The sequence below is a fragment of the Bordetella sp. H567 genome, from assembly GCF_001704295.1.
In the GTDB taxonomy this organism is placed as follows: domain Bacteria; phylum Pseudomonadota; class Gammaproteobacteria; order Burkholderiales; family Burkholderiaceae_B; genus Bordetella_C.
On sequence record NZ_CP012334.1, the window covers coordinates 1,336,298 to 1,355,680 of the forward strand.

Consider the following 19,383-nt stretch of genomic DNA (forward strand, 5'->3'; position numbering starts at 1 on the left):
TTTTACATTTGCATTCGGCCAAATGCGCCAAAAAGCCCTATAACCGGCGTTCCGCGGGGAACGTCCCACGCGTGCCCCACGACGGGGTAGAATCGCTATTGACATACTTGTGGTTGTGTCCTATGGCAGAGGCTGCCGCAATCACCGGTCGGAATCGAAAGCAGGAGATCGACCTTGAATAATTCATTTTCCAAAGTTGCGGTGTGGATGGTGATAGCGCTGGTGCTATTCACCGTCTTCAAGCAATTCGACGGGCGCACCCAGTCGCAGGACGGCGTGAGCTATACGCAGTTCATGGACGACGCCAAGGCGGGTCGCATCCGCAAGGTCGACGTGCAGGGCGACATGCTCTACGTGACGCCGGACGCCGGCCGTCCCTATACCCTGACTTCGCCGGGTGACCTCTGGATGGTCTCCGATCTGCTGAAGTACGGGGTGCAGGTTTCCGGCAAGGCACGCGAAGAACAATCGCTGCTGATGAATATCTTCGTCTCATGGTTCCCCATGCTGCTGCTGATCGGCGTATGGATATTCTTCATGAGGCAGATGCAGGGCGGCGGGCGCGGCGGGGCATTCAGCTTCGGCAAATCGCGCGCGCGCATGCTCGACGAAAACACCAACCAGGTCACGTTTTCGGACGTCGCGGGTTGCGACGAAGCCAAGGAAGACGTGCAGGAGCTCGTCGATTTCCTGCGCGATCCCAGCAAGTTCCAGAAGCTGGGCGGCCGTATTCCGCGCGGCGTGCTGATGGTGGGTTCGCCCGGTACCGGCAAGACGCTGCTGGCCAAGGCGATTGCCGGCGAAGCAAAGGTGCCTTTCTTCAGCATCTCGGGCTCGGACTTCGTGGAAATGTTCGTCGGCGTGGGCGCCGCGCGTGTCCGCGACATGTTCGAAAATGCCAAGAAGCACGCCCCCTGCATCATCTTCATCGATGAAATCGACGCCGTGGGCCGCCAGCGTGGCGCCGGCCTGGGCGGTGGCAACGACGAACGCGAACAGACCCTGAACCAGATGCTGGTGGAAATGGACGGCTTCGAGTCCGGCCAGGGCGTCATCGTGATCGCCGCCACCAACCGTCCCGACGTGCTGGATCCGGCGCTGCTGCGTCCGGGCCGTTTCGACCGCCAGGTCGTGGTGCCGCTGCCTGACATCCGCGGCCGTGAGCAGATCCTGAAGGTCCACATGCGCAAGGTTCCGCTGTCGCCCAACGTGGACGCTTCCGTCCTGGCGCGCGGCACCCCGGGCTTTTCGGGCGCGGACCTGGCGAACCTGGTCAACGAAGCGGCGCTGTTCGCCGCGCGCCGCAACGGCCGCACGGTGGACATGTCCGACTTCGAAAAGGCCAAGGACAAGATCATCATGGGCGCGGAACGCCGCTCCATCGTGATGCCCGAGGACGAGCGCAAGAACACCGCGTATCACGAATCCGGCCACGCCATCGTGGCGCGCATGCTGCCCAAGACCGATCCCGTGCACAAGGTCACCATCATCCCGCGCGGCCGCGCGCTGGGCGTGACCATGCAGCTGCCGGAAAGCGACCGCTACAGCATGGACAAGCTGCGCCTGCTGAGCACCATCGCCGTGCTGTTCGGGGGCCGCATCGCCGAAGAGCTGTTCATGGACCAGATGACCACGGGCGCCTCGAACGACTTCGAGCGGGCCACCGCCATCGCCCGCGATATCGTCACGCGGTACGGGATGGACCAGGAGCTGGGCCCCATGGTCTATGCGGAAAACGAAGGTGAAGTCTTCCTGGGGCGCAGCGTCACCAAGACGACGCACGTATCCGAAGCGACCATGCAGAAGGTGGACGCCTCCATACGCCGCATCATCGATGAGCAGTACGACGTGGCGCGCAAGATCCTGGAGGGCAACCGCGACAAGGTGGAAGCCATGGCCGCCGCGCTGCTCGAATGGGAAACCATCGACGCGGACCAGATCGACGACATCATCTCCGGCCGTCCGCCGCGTCCGCCCAAGACGCCGCAGGGTCCTTCCGACACTGCCGACAGCCCGCCCAGCGGCCTGGCACCCGGCGGCAGCAGCACCGCGCCGGCGGTCTAAGGCCGGCCTGGACCCGACACGCTAGATGGCCAACACGTTCCTGTGCGGGCGCTACGAGTTCGATCTCGAGCGCCCGCTGGTCATGGGGATAGTCAATGTCACGCCCGATTCCTTTTCGGACGGGGGACAGCATGACAGCGCGGACGCCGCCATTGCCCATGCACGGCAACTGGTCCAGGAGGGCGCGCACATCCTGGATATCGGCGGCGAATCCACCCGCCCCGGCGCCGCGCCGGTGTCCGAGCAGGACGAACTGGCACGCGTGCTGCCACTGATCGAAGCGCTGCGCGATTGCGGCGTGCCGCTGTCCATTGATACCTTCAAGCCCGGTGTGATGCGGGCGGTACTGGACGCCGGCGCCGACATGATCAACGACATCTACGGTTTCCGGCAGCCTGGCGCGATCGAGGCCGTGGCCGGTTCTCGCTGCGGGCTCTGCGTCATGCACATGAAGGGCGACCCGCGCACGATGCAGGAACGACCCGAATACAGCGACCTGCTGGGCGAAATCGGCCTGTTCCTGGGCGCTCGCGCGCAGAAGCTGCGCAGCGCCTGGGTCGATCCCCGCCGCATCGTGCTGGACCCGGGATTCGGTTTCGGCAAGACGCCGGAGCAGAACTACCAGTTGGCCAGGCGCCTCGGCAGCCTGCGGGTATCCAGCTATCCCCTGCTGGTGGGCATGTCGCGCAAATCCATGATCGGCCATGCCACGGGCAGGGATGTGCATAACCGCCTGCCCGGCAGCATCGCGGCGGCCCTGGCCTGCGTGGCGCGCGGCGCCGCCATCGTGCGCGTGCACGACGTCGCGGCGACCGTGGACGCGCTTAAGGTATGGCAGGCCGTGGAGCAGGGCGGTATTCCCACCGATGTCCGGAATCCCGTCAGGGAAACCGGTAAATAATCCGGCGCTTACGCTACAGGAATCACTACATGAGTACACGCAAATATTTCGGCACGGATGGCGTGCGAGGTGAAGTCGGCGGTCCCGTCATCAATGCCGAATTCGCGTTGCGGCTGGGCTATGCGGCGGGCAAGGTGTTCGCGCGCGGCATGCGCGGCGGCAGCCGGCCCAAGGTCCTGATCGGAAAGGACACGCGCATTTCGGGCTATATGCTGGAATCGGCGCTGGAAGCCGGCTTTTCGGCGGCCGGTATCGACGTGTTGCTGGCGGGGCCGCTGCCCACGCCGGCCATTGCTTACCTGACGCGCGTGCTGCGCCAGACCGCGGGCATCGTGATCAGCGCGTCCCATAATCCCTATCACGACAACGGCATCAAATTCTTTTCCAGTCTCGGCATGAAGCTGCCCGACGAGACCGAGGCGGCGATCGAGGCCGCGCTGGACGAGCCGCTGGGCTGCGTCAGCTCCGAGGCCCTGGGCCGCGCGCGGCGGCTGGACGACGCGGCCGGGCGCTACATCGAATTCTGCAAAAGCACCTTCCCGAACGACCTGGACCTGAATGGCCTGAGCCTGGTGGTGGACGCTGCCCATGGCGCCGCCTATCACATTGCCCCCCACGTGTTCCGCGAACTGGGCGCGGACGTGTATGCGGTAGGTGTGCAACCCGACGGCTTCAATATCAACAAGGGCGTGGGCGCCCTGTATCCCGAGGCCCTGGCCGCCGAAGTGCGCGCCCGTGGGGCGCAGCTGGGTATCGCCCTGGACGGCGATGCGGATCGCCTGCAGATGGTGGACGCCAGCGGACGCATCTATAACGGCGACGAACTGCTTTACGCCATCCTGAAGGAGCGCATGCAGCGCGGTGCCGTGGCGGGCGTGGTGGGCACCCTGATGACCAACTACGGCTTCGAACGCCGGCTGGAGCAACTGGGCGTCGGCTTCCACCGGGCCGACGTGGGCGACCGCTATGTCATGGAACAGATGCAGGCGCGCGGCTGGCTGTACGGCGGCGAGAGCTCCGGCCACCTGATCTGCCTGGATTGCCATACCACCGGCGACGGCATCATTGCCGCCCTGCAGGTACTGACGGCCCTGCGCCGCAACGACACCACGCTGGCGGACTGGGTCGTCGACCTGCGCATGTATCCGCAGCAGATGATCAACGTGCCCCTGGCGCCGGGGCAGGATTGGAAGACCCACCCCGGGCTGCTCGCCGCCCGCGGCGACGTTGAAAAGCAGCTGGCGGGCAAAGGGCGCGTGCTGATCCGGGCGTCCGGGACCGAACCGAAACTGCGCCTGATGGTCGAAGCGGAGGAATCCGCCCTCGCCATGGCTTGCGCGCAGAATCTGGCCGCCAGCCTGGCGGCGGAATAGTCCTTCTGATTTTTTGCGGTGGGAAGTCAGCCATTCCTGGGCGGGGTGCGGAGCGCCATGCTTAACAATCACGTCACATGTCGGTCAAATACCTGACATACATGCCGCCCACACTACTCGGACACCTAGGAGTTGGCCGAATGCTTGAATTAGTCCGCATCGACCCTGATCGTACCGCCACGCCCGATACGTGGAACCATCCCGCCGAAGGCGGCCTCGTCGTCGGTCTGGCGCGTACCGCGGAAGAGGTCGAGGAAATCCAGCGACTGCGCTTTCGGGTCTTTACCGAGGACATGGGCGCCGTGTTCCCGGACGCCCACGATGGCATAGACCAGGATCGTTTCGATGCCTGGTGCGAGCACGTCATGGTCCGTGAACTGCACACCGGGCGGGTCGTGGGCACCTATCGCCTGCTGACCCCCGAAAACGCCCACCAGGCGGGCGGCTACTATTCCGAATCCGAATTCGACCTGGCCGGCCTGGGCGCCTTGCGCGAACGGATGGTGGAGGCGGGGCGCTCCTGTACGCACCCGGACTTCCGCAATGGCGCCGTGATCATGCTGCTATGGTCCGGCGTGGCCGAGTTCATGCGGCGTGGCGGCTATGACTACCTGCTGGGCTGTGCCAGCGTCAGCTTGCGCGACGATGGCGTGACGGCGGCAGAGGTCTGGCGGGCGGTGTCCGGCCATCTGGGCGATACCACCCTGCCGCGCGTACAGCCGCGGCATCGCTATCCCCTGGAAAAGCTCGCCAGCACCACGCTGCCGGCGCGCGTGCCCCCGTTGATCAAGGGCTACCTGAAACTGGGCGCCAAGATCTGCGGCGAGCCGGCCTGGGATCCGGACTTCAATGCCGCGGATTTCCCCGTCTTGCTGGACATGAAGCGCATGGACGAACGGTATCGCCGGCATTTCGGCCTGATATCGCCCGACGAGGCCGTGCAGGGTGACAGCCGCGCGGTCCGCAAGGCTGCCTGACCTTCAGAATTCCAGCAGCTCGAACGAAAAACCCACCTTGCGCCATTCCGATTCCTCGGCGCGCAGGGTGAAATCGCTCAAGGGGTGCTCGGCCAGCCAGTCGTGCCGCACGCGCACGACGATGGAATCGCCGCGCACGGACACCGACAACGGCAGCGCTGCCAGGTCCTCGCGCCGGCGAAACAGCAATACCGCCAGGCGTAGGCACAGGATGGCCAGCCATTCCTCGCGGTTGCGCACCAGGGGCTCCAGCTTGCCCAGCTTGCCGTGGTGGCCCAGGGCCAGCAAGGCAAGCAGGCGCTGGTCGTCGCGGGAAAAGCCCGGCATGTCCGCGTTGCCCAGCACATAGGCGGAATGCTTGTGATAGTCGTTGTGGGCGATCGACAGGCCGATTTCGTGCAGGTCGGCCGCCCAGCCCAGCGCATGCGCGAGTTCGTGGCGCTCGGTGCCGGCTTCGATGCCGGATTCCTTGAACAGCGTCAGGGCGGCGCGCCGCACCCGTGCAGCCTGGTTCACGTCGATGTGATAGCGCTTCATGAACTGCCGCACCGACTCGTCGCGCTTGTCATGCTGGTCGTCGCGTCCCAGCAGGTCGTAGAGCACCCCCAGGCGCAGGGCACCGTCGCCCGTATGCATGACGTCGATGTTCAGCTCGTCGAACAGCGCGCTCATGATGGCCAGGCCGCCCGGCAGCACGTCGGCGCGTTCTACCTTGATGCCCGGCAATTCGGAAGGGATGACGCGACCCGAGCGGATGATGCGGTCCTTCAGTTTGGCCAGGCCGGCGCGCGTGATGCCCCGGTTGGAAAACCCGCACTCGGTCAGGATCGCGTACAGCGCCTTGGCCGTGCCGGAGGACCCATAGGCTTCCTTCCAGCCCATCTTGCGGTACTGCTTGGCAATGACTTCCGCCTCGCGCCGCGCGGCAAGTTCGGCCAGTTTCATCTGGTGCGCGTCCACGACGCCGTCGCGGAAGAACTGCCGGCTATAGCTGACGCACCCCATGTACAGCGACGACATGAGGGCGGGCTCGTACCCTTTGCCGATGATGACTTCGGTGGATCCGCCGCCGATGTCGATCACCAGCCGCTTGTTCTGGGACGGGGGCAGGGTGTGGACCACACCCGAAAAAATCAGGCGGGCCTCTTCGCGGCCGGCGATGACTTCGATGGGAAAGCCCAGCGCCGCCCCGGCGCGCGGCAGGAATTCGGCCGTATTGCGGGCGACGCGGAAGGTGTTGGTGGCGACGGCGCGCACGCGGCTGGGATGGAAGTTGCGCAATCTTTCGCCGAACCGTTCCAGCACTTCGATGGCGCGGTCCACGGCGTCCCGGGATAGGTGCTTGTCGGCATCCAGGCCGGCCGCCAGGCGTACGGTTTCCTTCAGCCTGTCGATCTGGTAGATCTGGGCGGCGCCTTCCTGCTGGACGACCCGCCCGATGGACAGGCGGAAACTGTTGGAACCGAGGTCGACGGCGGCCAGAAGATGATCCATGCGGCTGAAATGCGAGAAAGCGGGGGACGCGCCATTATAGAGAGGTGACTTTCCCATGGTCGCGTCGAGGGTAAATTGGGCGTAGGCTTGCAGGGTTTGACACCAGGTTGTCATGGAATAGTCACAAAACTGACGTAAAACCCGTCCGCTGGCTTACAAGATACGGAATTCCGAATGACATCGAATGTGGCATCCCAGCCCTTGTTCTTGAACCGGGAGTTGTCGCTCCTGAAGTTCAACGAGCGCGTCCTGGCCATGGCCGAGAATCCGGCGACCCCGCTGCTCGAGCGCCTGCGCTACGTATGCATCGTCAGCTCCAATCTGGACGAATTCTTTGAAATCCGTATTTCCAGCCTGAAGGAGCAGCAGCGCCAGACCCCGAACCTGGTGGGGGCGGATGGCCTGACGCCGGGCGAGGCCTATGCCCAGGTGCAGGTGGCCGTCCATACCCTGGTGGACCGGCAGTACGACCTCTTGAACGAGGAAATCCTGCCCCGCCTGCACGAGCAGGGCATCGTCCTGCACCATGCCTCGGAATGGAACGAGGCGCAGCAGGCCTGGGCCCGCGAGACCTTTCATCGCGACGTCATGCCCTTGCTGACGCCGATCGGCCTGGATCCCGCCCACCCGTTTCCGCGCGTCTATAACAAAAGCCTGAATTACATCGTGCCGCTGCGCGGTATCGACGCCTTCGGCCGCAAGGCCTCCATCGCCATCGTGCAGGCGCCGCGCGCGCTGTCGCGCTTGATCTCCATGCCGCCGGAGCTGTCCGGTCACCCCGACGGCTATGTGCTGCTGACGTCGCTGATGCGCGCCTTCGTCGGCGAGCTGTTCCCCGGCTTGGAGATGCTGGGCTGTTACCAGTGGCGGGTGACGCGCAACAGCGACCTGTTCGTCGACGAGGAAGAAGTCACCAACCTGCGGCAGGCCTTGCAGGGGGAATTGTCGCAGCGCAATTTCGGCTCGGCCGTGCGCCTGGAAATCGACAAGCTGACGCCGCCGGACCTGGAAACCTTCCTGCAGCGCGAGTTTTCCCTGGCTCCCAGCGACACGTACCGGGTCAACGGGCCGGTCAACCTTTCGCGCTTGATGCAACTGTGCAACGTTCCCGACCGCCCCGGCCTGCTGTTTCCGGAGTATCGGGCACCGGCGCCGGAGCCGTTCAACCAGCCCTCGGTGAATCCGGCGACCCTGTTCGCGGCGATCGCGGCCGGCGACCGGCTGTTGCACCATCCTTACCAGTCCTTCCAGCCGGTCATCGATTTCCTGACCGCCGCGGCGCTGGATCCCGATGTGATGGCCATCAAGCAGACCATCTATCGTACCGGCGAGGACTCCGAACTGATGCAGATCCTGCTGGCCGCGGCAAGGGCCGGCAAGGAAGTGACGGTGGTCGTGGAGTTGATGGCCCGCTTCGACGAGCAGACCAACATCAACTGGGCCGCTCGCCTGGAGGAAGTGGGCGCGCATGTCGTCTACGGCGTCGTCGGCCACAAGACCCACGCCAAGATGGCCGTCGTCCTGCGCCGGGAGCAGGGGCGCCTGCGCCGCTATGCCCACCTGGGCACCGGCAACTATCACCCGCGCACCGCGCGCCTGTATACCGATTTCGGCCTGCTCACGGCCGATCCGGCCATCTGCGAGGACATGGACAAGGTCTTCGCCCAACTGACCGGCCTGGGCGCGCGCCGGCCGCTGAAGGCCCTGCTGCAGTCGCCCTTCACCCTGCATGAAAGCATGGTGGCGCTGATCCGCGCCGAAGCCCAGGCCGCCCGGGAGGGGCGCAAGGCCCGCATCATGGCCAAGATGAACTCGCTGCTGGAAACCGGGGTCATCGAAGAGCTGTACGAGGCCAGCCAGGCGGGGGTCAAGATAGACCTGATCGTACGCGGCGTCTGCGCCTTGCGCAGCGGTGTGCGCGGCCTGTCCGAGAACATCCGGGTGCGCTCGATCGTGGGGCGTTTCCTGGAGCACTCCCGCGTGTTCTATTTCCATGCCGACGGCAATGAGACGGTCTATCTGTCCTCCGCGGACTGGATGGACCGCAATTTCTTCCGGCGCGTGGAAGTCGCCTTCCCGGTGCAGGACAAGGCCCTGAAGAAACGCGTCGTGGACGAGGCCTTCACCTATGCGCTGCGTGACAACCAGTTGGCCTGGCAACAGCAGGCGGACGGCGACTACACGCGGGTGCGCAGCCGTGCGGCCCCCTTCAACCTGCACGAATACCTGATGAGCAAGCTCGGCAATGGCGGGGCGGCGTCCGAGGTATTATCACCCGGGTAAAAGTCCCGTATCTGACCGGTATATGACTGTCACTATCTTGTCATTTTTGCCTCTTAACATGCGGGGCATGACAGGAAGCGGGGCCCACCCCGCGGTCATTTACCCACAGACGATAAGGAAACCACAATGCGTGTGTTCAAGCAGATCTCCCTGGGCATCGCCCTGAGCGCTGCGGTATTTGCCGTGCAGGCTGCCGACATCACCGGCGCCGGTGCCTCGTTCCCGTACCCGGTCTACGCCAAGTGGGCGTCGGACTACAAGGCGGCGACCGGCAACGCGGTCAACTACCAATCCATCGGTTCGGGTGGCGGCCAGCAACAGATCATCGCCAAGACCGTGGACTTCGGCGCCTCGGATGATCCGATGAGCGGCGCGGACCTGGACAAGAACGGCTTGCAGCAGTTCCCCGGCGTGATCGGCGGCACCGTGGCCGTGGTCAACATCGAGGGCGTGAGCGCCGGCCAGCTGAAGCTGTCGGGCCCCGTGCTGGCCGACATCTTCATGGGCAAGATCAAGAAGTGGGACGACGCCCAGATCAAGGCGATGAACCCCGACTTGAAGCTGCCGTCGGCCGACCTCATCGTGGTGCACCGTTCCGATGGCTCGGGCACGACTTTCGGCTGGACCAACTACCTGTCCAAGGTCTCCGCCGACTGGAAGTCGCAAGTGGGCGAGGGCAAGGCCGTCAAGTGGCCCGTCGGCCAGGGCGGCAAGGGCAACGAGGGCGTTTCCGCCTACGTCGGCCAGCTGAAGAACTCCATCGGCTACGTGGAATACGCCTACGCCAAGCAGAACAAGCTGGCCTGGACGCAGCTGAAGAACGAAGCCGGCAAGTTCGTGCAGCCGGAACAGTCCGCTTTCGCCGCCGCGGCCGCCAACGCCGACTGGAAGAGCGCGCCCGGCATGGGCGTGGTGCTGACCAACGAGCCGGGTGAAAAGTCCTGGCCCGTGACGTCCGCCACCTTCATCCTGGTGCACAAGGCCCAGGACAAGCCGGTGCAGGGCGAGGCCGTGCTGAAGTTCTTCGACTGGGCCTTCAAGAACGGCCAGAAGTCGGCCGCGGACCTGGATTATGTCCCGCTGCCTGACGCCGTGACGGCCCAGATCCGCGCTTCCTGGAGCGAGATCAAGTCCGCCGACGGCAAGGCTGTCTGGAAGTAAAAGCCGTCCCTGCAAGGCCCGGGCCCCGGTGCCCGGGCCTTTCTCTTCCCCAAGGAAAGCCCATCCATGAGCGCGGTAGTGGATAATAATGTGCCGATTCCGCATGGCGCGGACGTCTCCGCAGTTCACGGCACACCCTCCCCAATGAAGCAAAACAACAACGCGCTGATGGATGCGCTGTTCAAGAACCTTACGCGTCTATTTGCCTTTCTGGTTTTCAGCCTGCTGGCCGCGGTACTGGTTTCACTGATCTACGGCAGCCGGGAAACGCTGGCGCACTATGGCCTGTCCTTCCTGTTCACCAACGATTGGGACCCGGTCAAGCGCAACTTCGGCGCTGTCGTGCCGATCTTCGGCACGCTGGCCACATCGGCCATCGCGCTGATCATCGCCGTGCCGGTGTCCTTCGGCATCGCGATCTTCCTGACCGAGCTCTCGCCCACCTGGCTGCGCCGTCCGCTGGGTACCGCCATCGAAATGCTGGCGGCGATCCCGTCCATCATCTACGGCATGTGGGGCCTGTTCATTTTCGTCCCCGTCTTCCAGCAGTATGTGCAGCCGACGCTGATCGAAGTGCTGGGCAATATCCCGCTGGTCGGCGGCTGGTTCGCCGGGCCGCCGTTCGGCATCGGCATCTTCACCGCCGGGCTGATCCTGTCCATCATGATCATTCCCTTCATCACCGCGGTGATGCGCGACGTGTTCGAGCTCGTCCCGCCGATGCTGAAGGAATCGGCCTACGGCCTGGGCAGCACGACCTGGGAAGTGATGTGGCGGGTGGTCCTGCCGTTCACCAAGTCGGGCGTCATCGGCGGCATCATGCTGGGCCTGGGGCGCGCGCTGGGCGAAACCATGGCGGTGACCTTCGTGATCGGCAATTCCTTCTCGCTGGGCGGTTCGATTTTTTCGCCGGGCAATTCCATCGCTTCGGCCCTGGCCAACGAGTTCAACGAAGCGGGCGGCTTGCAGAAGTCCGCGCTGCTGGAACTGGGCCTGGTGCTGTTCATCATCACCACGATCGTCCTCGCGCTGTCCAAGCTGCTGCTGGCTCGGCTGGCGCTGCAGGAAGGCAAGAAAAACTAGGGCGCCGGGAAATCCTCATGGCCGTATCCGTCATCACCATGCAGAACGCCATCTACCGGCGCCGCACCGTCGTCAACAAGGTCATGCTTACCTTGTCGATGGCGGCGCTGGTGTTCGGCCTGTTCTGGCTGTTCTGGATCATCGTCACCTTGCTGCTGAAAGGCGGCGCCGCGGTCTCGTTCACGCTGTTCACGGAAATCACGCCGCCGCCGGGACAGGCCGGCGGCCTGATCAACGCGATCGTGGGCAGCCTGCTCATGGTGGGTGTCGGTACCCTGATCGGGACGCCGGTGGGCATACTGGCCGGCACCTACCTGGCCGAATATGGCCGGGCGGGCTGGCTGGCGCCCGCCACGCGCTTCCTGAACGATGTGCTGCTGTCGGCGCCCTCGATCATCATCGGCCTGTTCATCTACGCCGTGTACGTCGCGCAGGTGGGACATTATTCGGGCTGGGCCGGGTCGCTGGCCCTGGCCATCCTGGTGGTGCCGGTGGTGGTGCGCACCACGGACAACATGCTGCTGCTGGTGCCCAACGGCCTGCGCGAGGCGACCGCCGCGCTGGGCTGCCCCAAGTGGCGCATGATCACGATGGTCTGCTATCGCGCCGCGCGGTCCGGGATCATGACCGGCGTTCTGCTGGCGATCGCCCGCATCTCGGGCGAAACCGCGCCGCTGCTGTTCACCGCGCTGTCCAACCAATTCCTGTCCTTGAACATGAACGCGCCCATGGCCAACCTGCCGGTGGTGATCTACCAGTTCGCCGCCAGCCCGTTCAAGGAATGGAACAACCTGGCCTGGGCTGGTGCCGGGCTGATCACGCTGGTCGTCCTGGCGATCAACATCATCGCCCGCAACATGTTCCGCAAGTCCTGAACCGACCGACCTGATCCGCTGCGCGCGCCGCCGGCGCGGCCCTGGGAAACGATATGGAAAACTCCGCACAAGCCCTCGCCTCGAAGCTCGAGGTCAAGAACCTGAACTTCTACTACGGCAAGTTTCACGCGATCCGCAACGTGAACATGTCGATCCGGGAAAAGAAAGTCACCGCCTTCATCGGCCCGTCCGGTTGCGGCAAGTCGACGCTGCTGCGCACCTTCAACCGCATGTTCGAGCTGTATCCCGGCCAGCGCGCGGAAGGCGAAATCCTGCTGGACGGCGAAAACCTGCTGACCACGCGCACGGATATCTCGCTGATCCGAGCAAAGGTGGGCATGGTGTTCCAGAAGCCCACGCCGTTTCCCATGAGCATCTACGACAACATCGCCTTCGGCGTGCGCTTGTTCGAGCGCCTGAGCAAGGGTGAAATGGACGAGCGCGTCGAATGGGCCCTGACCAAGGCCGCGCTGTGGAGCGAGGTCAAGGACAAGATCCATCAAAGCGGCAACAGCCTGTCGGGCGGGCAGCAGCAGCGCCTGTGCATCGCGCGCGGCGTTGCCATCAAGCCGGAAGTCCTGCTGCTCGACGAACCCTGCTCGGCGCTGGACCCGATTTCCACCGCCAAGATCGAGGAACTGATCGCGGAACTCAAGAACGAGTACACCGTGGTCATCGTGACGCACAATATGCAGCAGGCCGCGCGCTGCTCGGACTACACGGCCTATATGTACCTGGGCGAGCTGATGGAATTCGGCGAAACCGACCAGATTTTCGTCAAGCCTAAGCGCAAGGAAACGGAAGACTACATCACCGGCCGTTTCGGCTGAGGGCGCTCGGGCGGCCCTCTATCGTTGCAAGCCCAGCCGGTATTCGAAGCGGTCGCCAGGATGGGTGCTGATGGTGATCTGGCAGACCCGGCCCGCGCCGTCCTTGTAGTGGCGGGTGATCTCCAGCGCCGCGTCGTCGGGCGCGCAACCCAGCGGCTGGGCCAGCCGGGCATCCACCTTCACTGCGCGCATGGTTTGCGTGATGTCGACGATGACCACGCCGCACTTGACCTGCATAAGGTCGCAGATCAGGCCTTTTTCCTGCTTGACGTAGCGGCGTATGCGCCGGCCGATGGCGGGATCCAGGTAGACCTCGGTCCAGCAGATGGCCGGTCCCTCGTCGGGCTCGGTGCGCAGCATCTTCACGTTCAGCCAGCGCTGGCCCGGGCGGCAGCCCAGGCGGTCCGCCAGCGCATCGTCGGCGACGATTTCCTCGATGTGCCTGACATGCCGTTCCGTTTCGGCGGCGTACTGCACCAGGTCTTCCACCGTGGCCACGGAGCGCGCATAGCGCGCGGCAGGGGCCATCGCTTCGACACGCGTGCCTGAACGGCGGCGACGCGAGATCAGTCCCAGTCCCTCCACGATATCCAGGGCGGCACGCACGGTGGCGCGGCTGACGCCGCGCTGCTGCGCCATGTCGACTTCGCTGGGCAGCCGGTCGCCCACCGCCATCTGGCCGCCGGCGATCTCCTGCACGATTGTCTGCGCGAGTTCCGCGTAACGCGCTGCCATCCCTGTTTTTCCGTCACGACGCTGGCTGGAGATTGTAATTGACACCGCTATGCGCCGATTCGTAATATTAGTCCGTACCATTCAATGGTACGGACTATAGGACGGCGGCCGGCGCCTGATGGCATGGCGAACGCGCGGCAATACATTGCCGGCTCCGGTTGCCGGATTCCCAACAAGAGCAGAGAGAGAGCAGGCCGCTACGCAGGCCTGATTCCGGGAGGAAGACATGTTCAAGCACATCCTGCGCGCGGCGGCCTTGTCGCTGGCGGCCATCGCGGGCACGGCCGCGGCGCAATATCCATCCAAGCCGATCCGGCTGATCGTCCCGTTTCCCGCCGGCCAGTCGGGCGACCTGATCGGCCGCGTGTTCGCGGAGCAGCTCACCCGACGGCTGGGGCAGTCCGTCGTGGTGGAAAACCGTCCCGGCGCGGGCGGTACCCTGGGAACAGACGTCGCCGTGCGTGCCCCCGTCGATGGCTACACCTTGGTGTTGATCAGCAATGGCCCGTATGCCATCGCGCCAGGGCTCTATCCCAAGCTGACTTACCACCCCGGGAAGGACCTGCGCGGCGTGGCGCTGCTGGGAACGTCGCCACAGGTCTTCGCCGCCAACCCGCAGGCCGGGTTCACCGACATCAAGTCACTGGTCGCGCAGGCGAAGAGCAAGCCGCTGACCTTCGGGTCTTCCGGCAACGGGTCCACGCAGCACCTGACGATGGAGTACTTCGAGAAGACCGCCGGCATCAAGCTGATGCACGTGCCGTTCCGCGGCAGCGCGGATGCGCAGACGCAAGTGCTGGGCGGGCAGATCCCCATGCTGGTCGACTCCGTGCCGGCGTCGCTGGCGCAGATCAAGGCAGGCCGCCTGAAGGCGATCGCCGTCACCTCGTTGAAGCGATCGGAATTCCTGCCGGACGTCCCCACGGTGGCGGAACAGGGCTACGCCGGATTCGAATCCATCGGCTGGTTCGGGTTGGCCGCGCCCGCCGGTACGCCGCAGGCCGCGATCGACACCTTGAACGACGCGGTCAAGGCCGCGCTGGGCGATGTTGCGGTGGTGGACAAGCTGGCGGGGATGGCGGTCACGCCCGCGCCGCGGCAGGCCCCGGCGCAATTCGACCAGTTCCTGTCCAGCGAAATCGCCAAATGGGGCAAGGTCGTCAAGGAATCGGGCGCGACCATCGACTAGGGCCAGTGCGAGGCTCCTTCCAGCGTTAACAGTCCCCAGCATCCGCGGCCGGCCGGCGCTGGACATTCGCCGCGCTGCCGGCCGGATCGATCACCAGGAATCAACCTATCATCATGCGCATCACCGCCATCCAGGAAGTTACGGTCCCGCTCGCGGGCAATATCGCCAATGCGCTGGTCAACTTTTCCCAGCACACGGTGTCGCTGGTCGCCGTGCGGACGGACGTCGTGCGCAATGGCCGGCCCGTGGTGGGCTATGCCTTCGATTCTATCGGCCGCTTCGCCCAGGGCGGCATACTGCGCGACCGCGTGATACCGCGCGTGCTGGCGGCCGATCCGCCGTCGCTGCTGAACGAGGCCGGCGATGCCTTCGACCCGGCCAAGGTGGCGGCGGCCGCCATGCGCAACGAAAAGCCCGGTGGCCATGGCGACCGCGCCTGCGCAGTCGCCGCCGTGGAACTGGCGATCTGGGACCTGAACGCCAAGCTGGCCGATGAACCGGCGCATGCCACCATCGCGCGCCATTTCGGCCGCCAGGGCGCCCGCACCGACGTCGACGTGTATGCGGCCGGCGGCTATTACTACCCGCCGGGCAGCGGCCACACGTTGACGCAGGAACTCCTTGCCTACCGCGAACTGGGTTTCGATGCCTACAAGATCAAGATCGGCGGGGCTTCCCTGGAGGCCGATATCGCGCGCATCGAGGAAGCCCTGAACATCGCGGGCGACGGCAGGCGGCTGTCGGTGGATGCGAACGGGCGCTTCGACCTGCCCACGGCACTGCGCTATGCGCAGGCCATCGCACCTTATGGGCTGCGCTGGTACGAAGAAGCCGGCGATCCGCTGGACTACGGGTTGAACCGTGAACTGGCGCAGGCGTACGGGGGCGCGCTGGCCACCGGTGAAAACCTGTTCTCCCTGCGCGAGGTCGTCAACCTGCTGGACTACGGCGGGCCGCGCCCCGGCCAGGATATCTTCCAGATGGATGCCGGCCTGTGCTATGGCCTGACCGAATACGCCGCCATCGTGGATCTGCTGGAATCGCGCGGATACAGCCGCCGGCAGGCGTATCCGCATGGCGGGCATCTGATCAACCTGCACATCGCCGTGGGCCTGGAGCTGGGCGGCTGCGAAGCCTATCCCGGCGTGTTCCAGCCCTTCGGCGGCTACCCGCCCGGCTGCGGCCTGGCACAGGGCCGCGTGCGGCCGACGTCCGCGCCGGGATTCGGGCTTGAAGAGAAAGCCGAACTGGCGCCCTGGATCGCGAAACTGACCGGCTGAGAGCCGGTGCCCGGCTGCCTTGGCGCAGGGGTCCTGCCTATCGGTGTGCCGTCCCAGAATTGGTTCGCCGCTATACAATTTGCACACTGCGCGGGCGGACGAATCCGCCATGGCGCGGCGCGCCGTGTAGGCGCGTGGCCAATGGGACAGGAGTTTCGGAATGCGCTGGCGCTATGAAGACATAGGAAAACGGGTAAAAGCCTTCAGGATGGCGTCGGGCCTGAGTGCCGACGAGGTGGCGCAGAAGATCGGTATCTCGCGCACAGCCCTGTACCGTGTCGAAAAGGGTGAGATCGCCAAGGTCGATACGCTGGAGCGTTTGTCGGATCTGCTGGACGTGTCCATGCCGACCCTGCTGGGCGTGGGCATCGAATACATGGCCTCGGCCGTCAGCTATTTCGAACGCACCCGCCAGCTGGAGGAAAGCGCGGACCAGATCATCGTTCTGGCCGGCCCCGTTTCCTTCCTGCTGGCCTCCGACGAGTTCGACGGCAACCTGGAACAGGTGCTGCGCGAAAGCGTTCCGGAAGACGCGCCGCGCCGCAAGCGCACGCTGGCCGATATCGACCTGATCATGGAAATACTGCGGGAGCGCAAGCGTACCTACATGCGGCGCCGGCCCAGTATCGTCAACCTGATCTCGGCCGAGCAGATTGCCCGCTTCCTGAACGGTGGCCTGCTGGGGCGCCCGGACCTGCCGGAAAAGGTACTGCGCGAGCGCCACGCGGCGACGCGCGCCGAGATCGAACACCTGGCCCGGCTGATCGAGGCGGACAATCTAGGCGTGCAGATCGGGCTGGTCACCGATACGCTGCCCCAGAACGGCTTCCAGATTTTCCGCCAGGCCGAGCGCAGCACCTTGACGATCAGCCCGTTCAGGCTGGGCGCCCAGCCGAATATCCGCGTCGGCGTGGCGATGCTGACCTCGGCGCCGGAAGCGCTGAAGCTGCATGACCAGATCGTCAAGGATGCCTGGAAGACGGCATTGAAGGGGCCTGCCGCCGTGGACTACCTGCGCGGGCTGCTCGATGCGGACGCGGCCGCGCAGGACGACGGCCGCGAGGGCAGGGGTGTGCAGGAGAAGGCCGGGGCCGTTCGGGCCAAGGCGGGCGCGACGCCGGTGTCGCCCCGGCGCGGCAAGGCCACCGCGCCAACGGACTGAGCGCGCGGCGCGGCAAGCCCGCCGCGCCAACGGACTGAGCGCGGCACAGCAGGCCCGTCACGTGGGTTCTACAGGCGCAGCTGCGGGGCCATCACGGCCAGCCAGTGATTCCAGCATCGCATGATGGGATCGGGACGCAGCGTGCCGGCCAGGTTTTGTTCCTGTTCGCTCAGCGGCTGGACCGCGCCCAGTGCGGCGGCGCGGATCTGGTTGGCCGCATCGGCGCAGCCGTGCACCGTGCGGAAGACGCATTCGTGCAGATCGCGTCCCACCACCGTGGCGCCGTGCCGCCGCATCAGCACCGTCCACCAGGGCCCCAGCGCGCGCGCCAGCGAATCGCCTTCGGCCTGGGTGACCACCAGCAGGCGCGTATCGCCGAATTCGTCGCGGCTGTCCCAATAGGGCACCCGCGCGCCCATTGCCGCGCCGGTCTGGCAACTGGGCAGGAGCGGGGCGCCGGTTTGGGCGAACGGCATGATCGAAGGCGAGTGATGATGGCAAACCGCGCCCACGTCCGGACGGGCGCGGAAGATGGCGCTATGGATGATGCGCTCGGAAAACAGGCCCGCCGACGTGGCTTGCACGGGTTCGGCGTTCATGTCGTATTCGATGATGTCGTCGGGCGTCACGCGGCTGGGCGCGCCCGACACCGGCAGCAGGAAGCGGTCGGGCCGGTCGGGATGCCGCACGCTGACGTGGCCGAACGCATCCATCGCCCCCTGGTCCACGAGCAGGCGGTGCGCCAGGGCCAGATCGCGTTTCAGGGTGGTCAGGTCGGTAGCCATGTGTGCGTGCTTCCAGAGGGCGATGAACCGGCGGTAGCGATTCAGCGGGCGGCGCGAGGCGCGCCGCGGGAAAACGGCAAAGTACCATATTTGGTATTCGTACCGTATTCAGTGCAAACCCTGGATGCGATAGGGGCGCCACCATGTGGCTTATTTCTTCGATGGGGAAGCGGAGGCAACAGGCGAGGTCTCCGCACGGTCGCATTACGTAGACGAGGGCGATCCCGGGTGGGCGGATGCGGAGAAGGCGTTATGCCGGTCCGGAATGGGCGAACAGCCGGGCCTGCATGAACGATGTGAATGCGCGGGCCTTGGCGCTGGCCTGCCTGCCCGTTGGAAAGACGGCCCACAGGTCGAGGGGCGGCAGCTCCCATTCGGCCAGGACGGGGCGCACCTGCCCCGATTCCAGTTCCGGCGCGAACATCCATTCCGATGAAACGGTCAGGCCCAGCCCGGATAACACCGCCTCGCGGATGCCCTCGGCCGCGGTCGCCCGCACCCTGCCCCTGAGGGTAACCGCCGTCTCGTTGGCCCCCTGCTTGAAGACCCAGGCCGCCCCGCCGCCCCGCTGGTCGTAGATGATGGCCTGGTGGCCGAGCAGGTCCAGTGGCGCCGCCGGCACGCCCATCCGCTCGAAATAGGCGGGAGTCCCGAGCACCATGCGGCGCCCCTGGGCGATCTTGCGCGCGGTCAATGCGGAATCCGTCAGCGCGCCCATGCGCAGCGCGACATCGATACCTGCCTCGATGAGGTCCAGATTGCGGTCATCCAGGAACAGGTCGATGTCCAAGGATGGGTACGCCTCCAGGAACTCCGGCAATAGCGGCATCACGTGCAGACGGGCGAAGGTGACGGCCGCGCTCACCCGCAGGCGTCCCGACAGCGCGGCACTGGCGCCGCGCGCTGCCAGTTCGGCTTCTTCCACCTCCTCCAGCGCGCGCTTGGCATGCTCGTAGAAGTTTTGCCCCGACTCCGTCGGGGTCAGGCCATGGGTCGAGCGCAGCAGCAGCCTTACCCCCAGATGCGTTTCCAGCTGCGCGATTGCCTTGGATACCGCGGGCTGGCCGATGCGAAGCTGCCTCGCCGCCCCGGAAAAAGACCCCGTATCGACGACCAGAACGAAGGCTTCCATGGCGGATAGTCGGTTCATGCTTATTCTCCTTTGGAATGAACAATATCACTGATCCGCGG

General features: G+C 65.3%; 16 protein-coding genes. 12 read left to right on the plus strand and 4 right to left on the minus strand.

Annotated features, from left to right (window positions below; all coding sequences use genetic code 11):
* Positions 1-174: 174 nt before the first annotated feature.
* From ftsH to AKI39_RS06065, 4 genes are all read left to right on the plus strand, one after another.
* The gene (ftsH, locus tag AKI39_RS06050) at positions 175-2,064 is read left to right on the plus strand and encodes an ATP-dependent zinc metalloprotease FtsH (RefSeq protein WP_066633671.1); all 1,890 of its coding nucleotides are present in this window, start codon (positions 175-177) and stop codon (positions 2,062-2,064) included.
* Between the two features lie 25 nt (positions 2,065-2,089).
* The gene (folP, locus tag AKI39_RS06055; RefSeq protein WP_066633672.1) at positions 2,090-2,965 is read left to right on the plus strand and encodes a dihydropteroate synthase; all 876 of its coding nucleotides are present in this window, start codon (positions 2,090-2,092) and stop codon (positions 2,963-2,965) included.
* 29 nt (positions 2,966-2,994) lie between these two features.
* Positions 2,995-4,338: a phosphoglucosamine mutase gene (gene glmM, locus AKI39_RS06060; RefSeq protein ID WP_066633675.1), complete on the plus strand. Its 1,344-nt coding sequence runs from the start codon at positions 2,995-2,997 to the stop codon at positions 4,336-4,338.
* Positions 4,339-4,478: 140 nt separating this feature from the next.
* The gene (locus AKI39_RS06065; RefSeq protein ID WP_066633676.1) at positions 4,479-5,315 is read left to right on the plus strand and encodes a GNAT family N-acetyltransferase; all 837 of its coding nucleotides are present in this window, start codon (positions 4,479-4,481) and stop codon (positions 5,313-5,315) included.
* Positions 5,316-5,318: 3 nt separating this feature from the next.
* Here the strand turns inward: AKI39_RS06065 and ppx are convergent, their stop codons facing one another.
* The gene (gene ppx / locus AKI39_RS06070) at positions 5,319-6,809 is read right to left on the minus strand and encodes an exopolyphosphatase (protein WP_066633678.1); all 1,491 of its coding nucleotides are present in this window, start codon (positions 6,807-6,809) and stop codon (positions 5,319-5,321) included.
* Between the two features lie 174 nt (positions 6,810-6,983).
* On the opposite strand from ppx, the gene ppk1 reads away from it, so the two are divergent.
* The 5 genes from ppk1 to pstB all read left to right on the plus strand — a co-directional run bounded on the left by ppk1 (position 6,984) and on the right by pstB (position 13,041).
* The gene (gene ppk1, locus AKI39_RS06075) at positions 6,984-9,092 is read left to right on the plus strand and encodes a polyphosphate kinase 1 (protein ID WP_066633679.1); all 2,109 of its coding nucleotides are present in this window, start codon (positions 6,984-6,986) and stop codon (positions 9,090-9,092) included.
* A 126-nt stretch (positions 9,093-9,218) separates the two neighbouring features.
* Positions 9,219-10,253, plus strand: coding sequence for a phosphate ABC transporter substrate-binding protein PstS (gene pstS / locus AKI39_RS06080; protein ID WP_066633682.1), 1,035 nt, complete (start codon positions 9,219-9,221; stop codon positions 10,251-10,253).
* Positions 10,254-10,319: 66 nt separating this feature from the next.
* Positions 10,320-11,336, plus strand: coding sequence for a phosphate ABC transporter permease subunit PstC (pstC, locus tag AKI39_RS06085; RefSeq protein ID WP_066633684.1), 1,017 nt, complete (start codon positions 10,320-10,322; stop codon positions 11,334-11,336).
* Between the two features lie 17 nt (positions 11,337-11,353).
* Positions 11,354-12,211, plus strand: a complete 858-nt coding sequence (pstA, locus tag AKI39_RS06090; RefSeq protein ID WP_076879666.1) for a phosphate ABC transporter permease PstA — start codon at positions 11,354-11,356, stop codon at positions 12,209-12,211.
* 53 nt (positions 12,212-12,264) lie between these two features.
* Entirely contained in the window at positions 12,265-13,041 is a 777-nt protein-coding gene (gene pstB / locus AKI39_RS06095) for a phosphate ABC transporter ATP-binding protein PstB (protein WP_066633686.1), read from the plus strand.
* Between the two features lie 18 nt (positions 13,042-13,059).
* Here the strand turns inward: pstB and AKI39_RS06100 are convergent, their stop codons facing one another.
* Complete coding sequence (locus AKI39_RS06100; protein WP_066633688.1) at positions 13,060-13,776, minus strand: GntR family transcriptional regulator; 717 nt, start codon at positions 13,774-13,776, stop codon at positions 13,060-13,062.
* Positions 13,777-14,002: 226 nt separating this feature from the next.
* Here AKI39_RS06100 and AKI39_RS06105 point away from each other — a divergent pair, with 226 nt between their 5' ends.
* The 3 genes from AKI39_RS06105 (at position 14,003) to AKI39_RS06115 (ending at position 17,407) form a co-directional block, all read left to right on the plus strand.
* On the plus strand, positions 14,003-14,965 hold the full coding sequence (locus tag AKI39_RS06105) for a Bug family tripartite tricarboxylate transporter substrate binding protein (RefSeq protein ID WP_066633690.1): 963 nt from the start codon (positions 14,003-14,005) through the stop codon (positions 14,963-14,965).
* Positions 14,966-15,078: 113 nt separating this feature from the next.
* Positions 15,079-16,245 carry an enolase C-terminal domain-like protein gene (locus tag AKI39_RS06110; protein WP_066633692.1) on the plus strand — a complete coding sequence of 389 codons (1,167 nt, stop codon included), beginning with the start codon at positions 15,079-15,081 and terminating at the stop codon, positions 16,243-16,245.
* Between the two features lie 160 nt (positions 16,246-16,405).
* Positions 16,406-17,407 carry a helix-turn-helix domain-containing protein gene (locus AKI39_RS06115; protein WP_076879667.1) on the plus strand — a complete coding sequence of 334 codons (1,002 nt, stop codon included), beginning with the start codon at positions 16,406-16,408 and terminating at the stop codon, positions 17,405-17,407.
* 68 nt (positions 17,408-17,475) lie between these two features.
* On the opposite strand, the gene AKI39_RS06120 is transcribed toward AKI39_RS06115, so the two are convergent.
* Positions 17,476-18,192: a class II aldolase/adducin family protein gene (locus AKI39_RS06120; RefSeq protein WP_066633698.1), complete on the minus strand. Its 717-nt coding sequence runs from the start codon at positions 18,190-18,192 to the stop codon at positions 17,476-17,478.
* Positions 18,193-18,442: 250 nt separating this feature from the next.
* Positions 18,443-19,342, minus strand: a complete 900-nt coding sequence (locus AKI39_RS06125) for a LysR family transcriptional regulator (RefSeq protein WP_066633700.1) — start codon at positions 19,340-19,342, stop codon at positions 18,443-18,445.
* Positions 19,343-19,383: the final 41 nt, after the last annotated feature.

Bases quoted from the DNA above. Each gene is read 5' to 3' on its own strand.
- folP (WP_066633672.1), top strand. From the start codon at position 2,090: ATGGCCAACACGTTCCTGTGCGGGCGCTACGAGTTCGATCTCGAGCGC.
- glmM (WP_066633675.1), top strand. From the start codon at position 2,995: ATGAGTACACGCAAATATTTCGGCACGGATGGCGTGCGAGGTGAAGTC.
- AKI39_RS06065 (WP_066633676.1), top strand. From the start codon at position 4,479: ATGCTTGAATTAGTCCGCATCGACCCTGATCGTACCGCCACGCCCGAT.
- ppx (WP_066633678.1), bottom strand. From the start codon at position 6,809: ATGGATCATCTTCTGGCCGCCGTCGACCTCGGTTCCAACAGTTTCCGC.
- ppk1 (WP_066633679.1), top strand. From the start codon at position 6,984: ATGACATCGAATGTGGCATCCCAGCCCTTGTTCTTGAACCGGGAGTTG.
- pstS (WP_066633682.1), top strand. From the start codon at position 9,219: ATGCGTGTGTTCAAGCAGATCTCCCTGGGCATCGCCCTGAGCGCTGCG.
- pstC (WP_066633684.1), top strand. From the start codon at position 10,320: ATGAGCGCGGTAGTGGATAATAATGTGCCGATTCCGCATGGCGCGGAC.
- pstA (WP_076879666.1), top strand. From the start codon at position 11,354: ATGGCCGTATCCGTCATCACCATGCAGAACGCCATCTACCGGCGCCGC.
- pstB (WP_066633686.1), top strand. From the start codon at position 12,265: ATGGAAAACTCCGCACAAGCCCTCGCCTCGAAGCTCGAGGTCAAGAAC.
- AKI39_RS06100 (WP_066633688.1), bottom strand. From the start codon at position 13,776: ATGGCAGCGCGTTACGCGGAACTCGCGCAGACAATCGTGCAGGAGATC.
- AKI39_RS06105 (WP_066633690.1), top strand. From the start codon at position 14,003: ATGTTCAAGCACATCCTGCGCGCGGCGGCCTTGTCGCTGGCGGCCATC.
- AKI39_RS06110 (WP_066633692.1), top strand. From the start codon at position 15,079: ATGCGCATCACCGCCATCCAGGAAGTTACGGTCCCGCTCGCGGGCAAT.
- AKI39_RS06115 (WP_076879667.1), top strand. From the start codon at position 16,406: ATGCGCTGGCGCTATGAAGACATAGGAAAACGGGTAAAAGCCTTCAGG.
- AKI39_RS06120 (WP_066633698.1), bottom strand. From the start codon at position 18,192: ATGGCTACCGACCTGACCACCCTGAAACGCGATCTGGCCCTGGCGCAC.
- AKI39_RS06125 (WP_066633700.1), bottom strand. From the start codon at position 19,342: ATGAACCGACTATCCGCCATGGAAGCCTTCGTTCTGGTCGTCGATACG.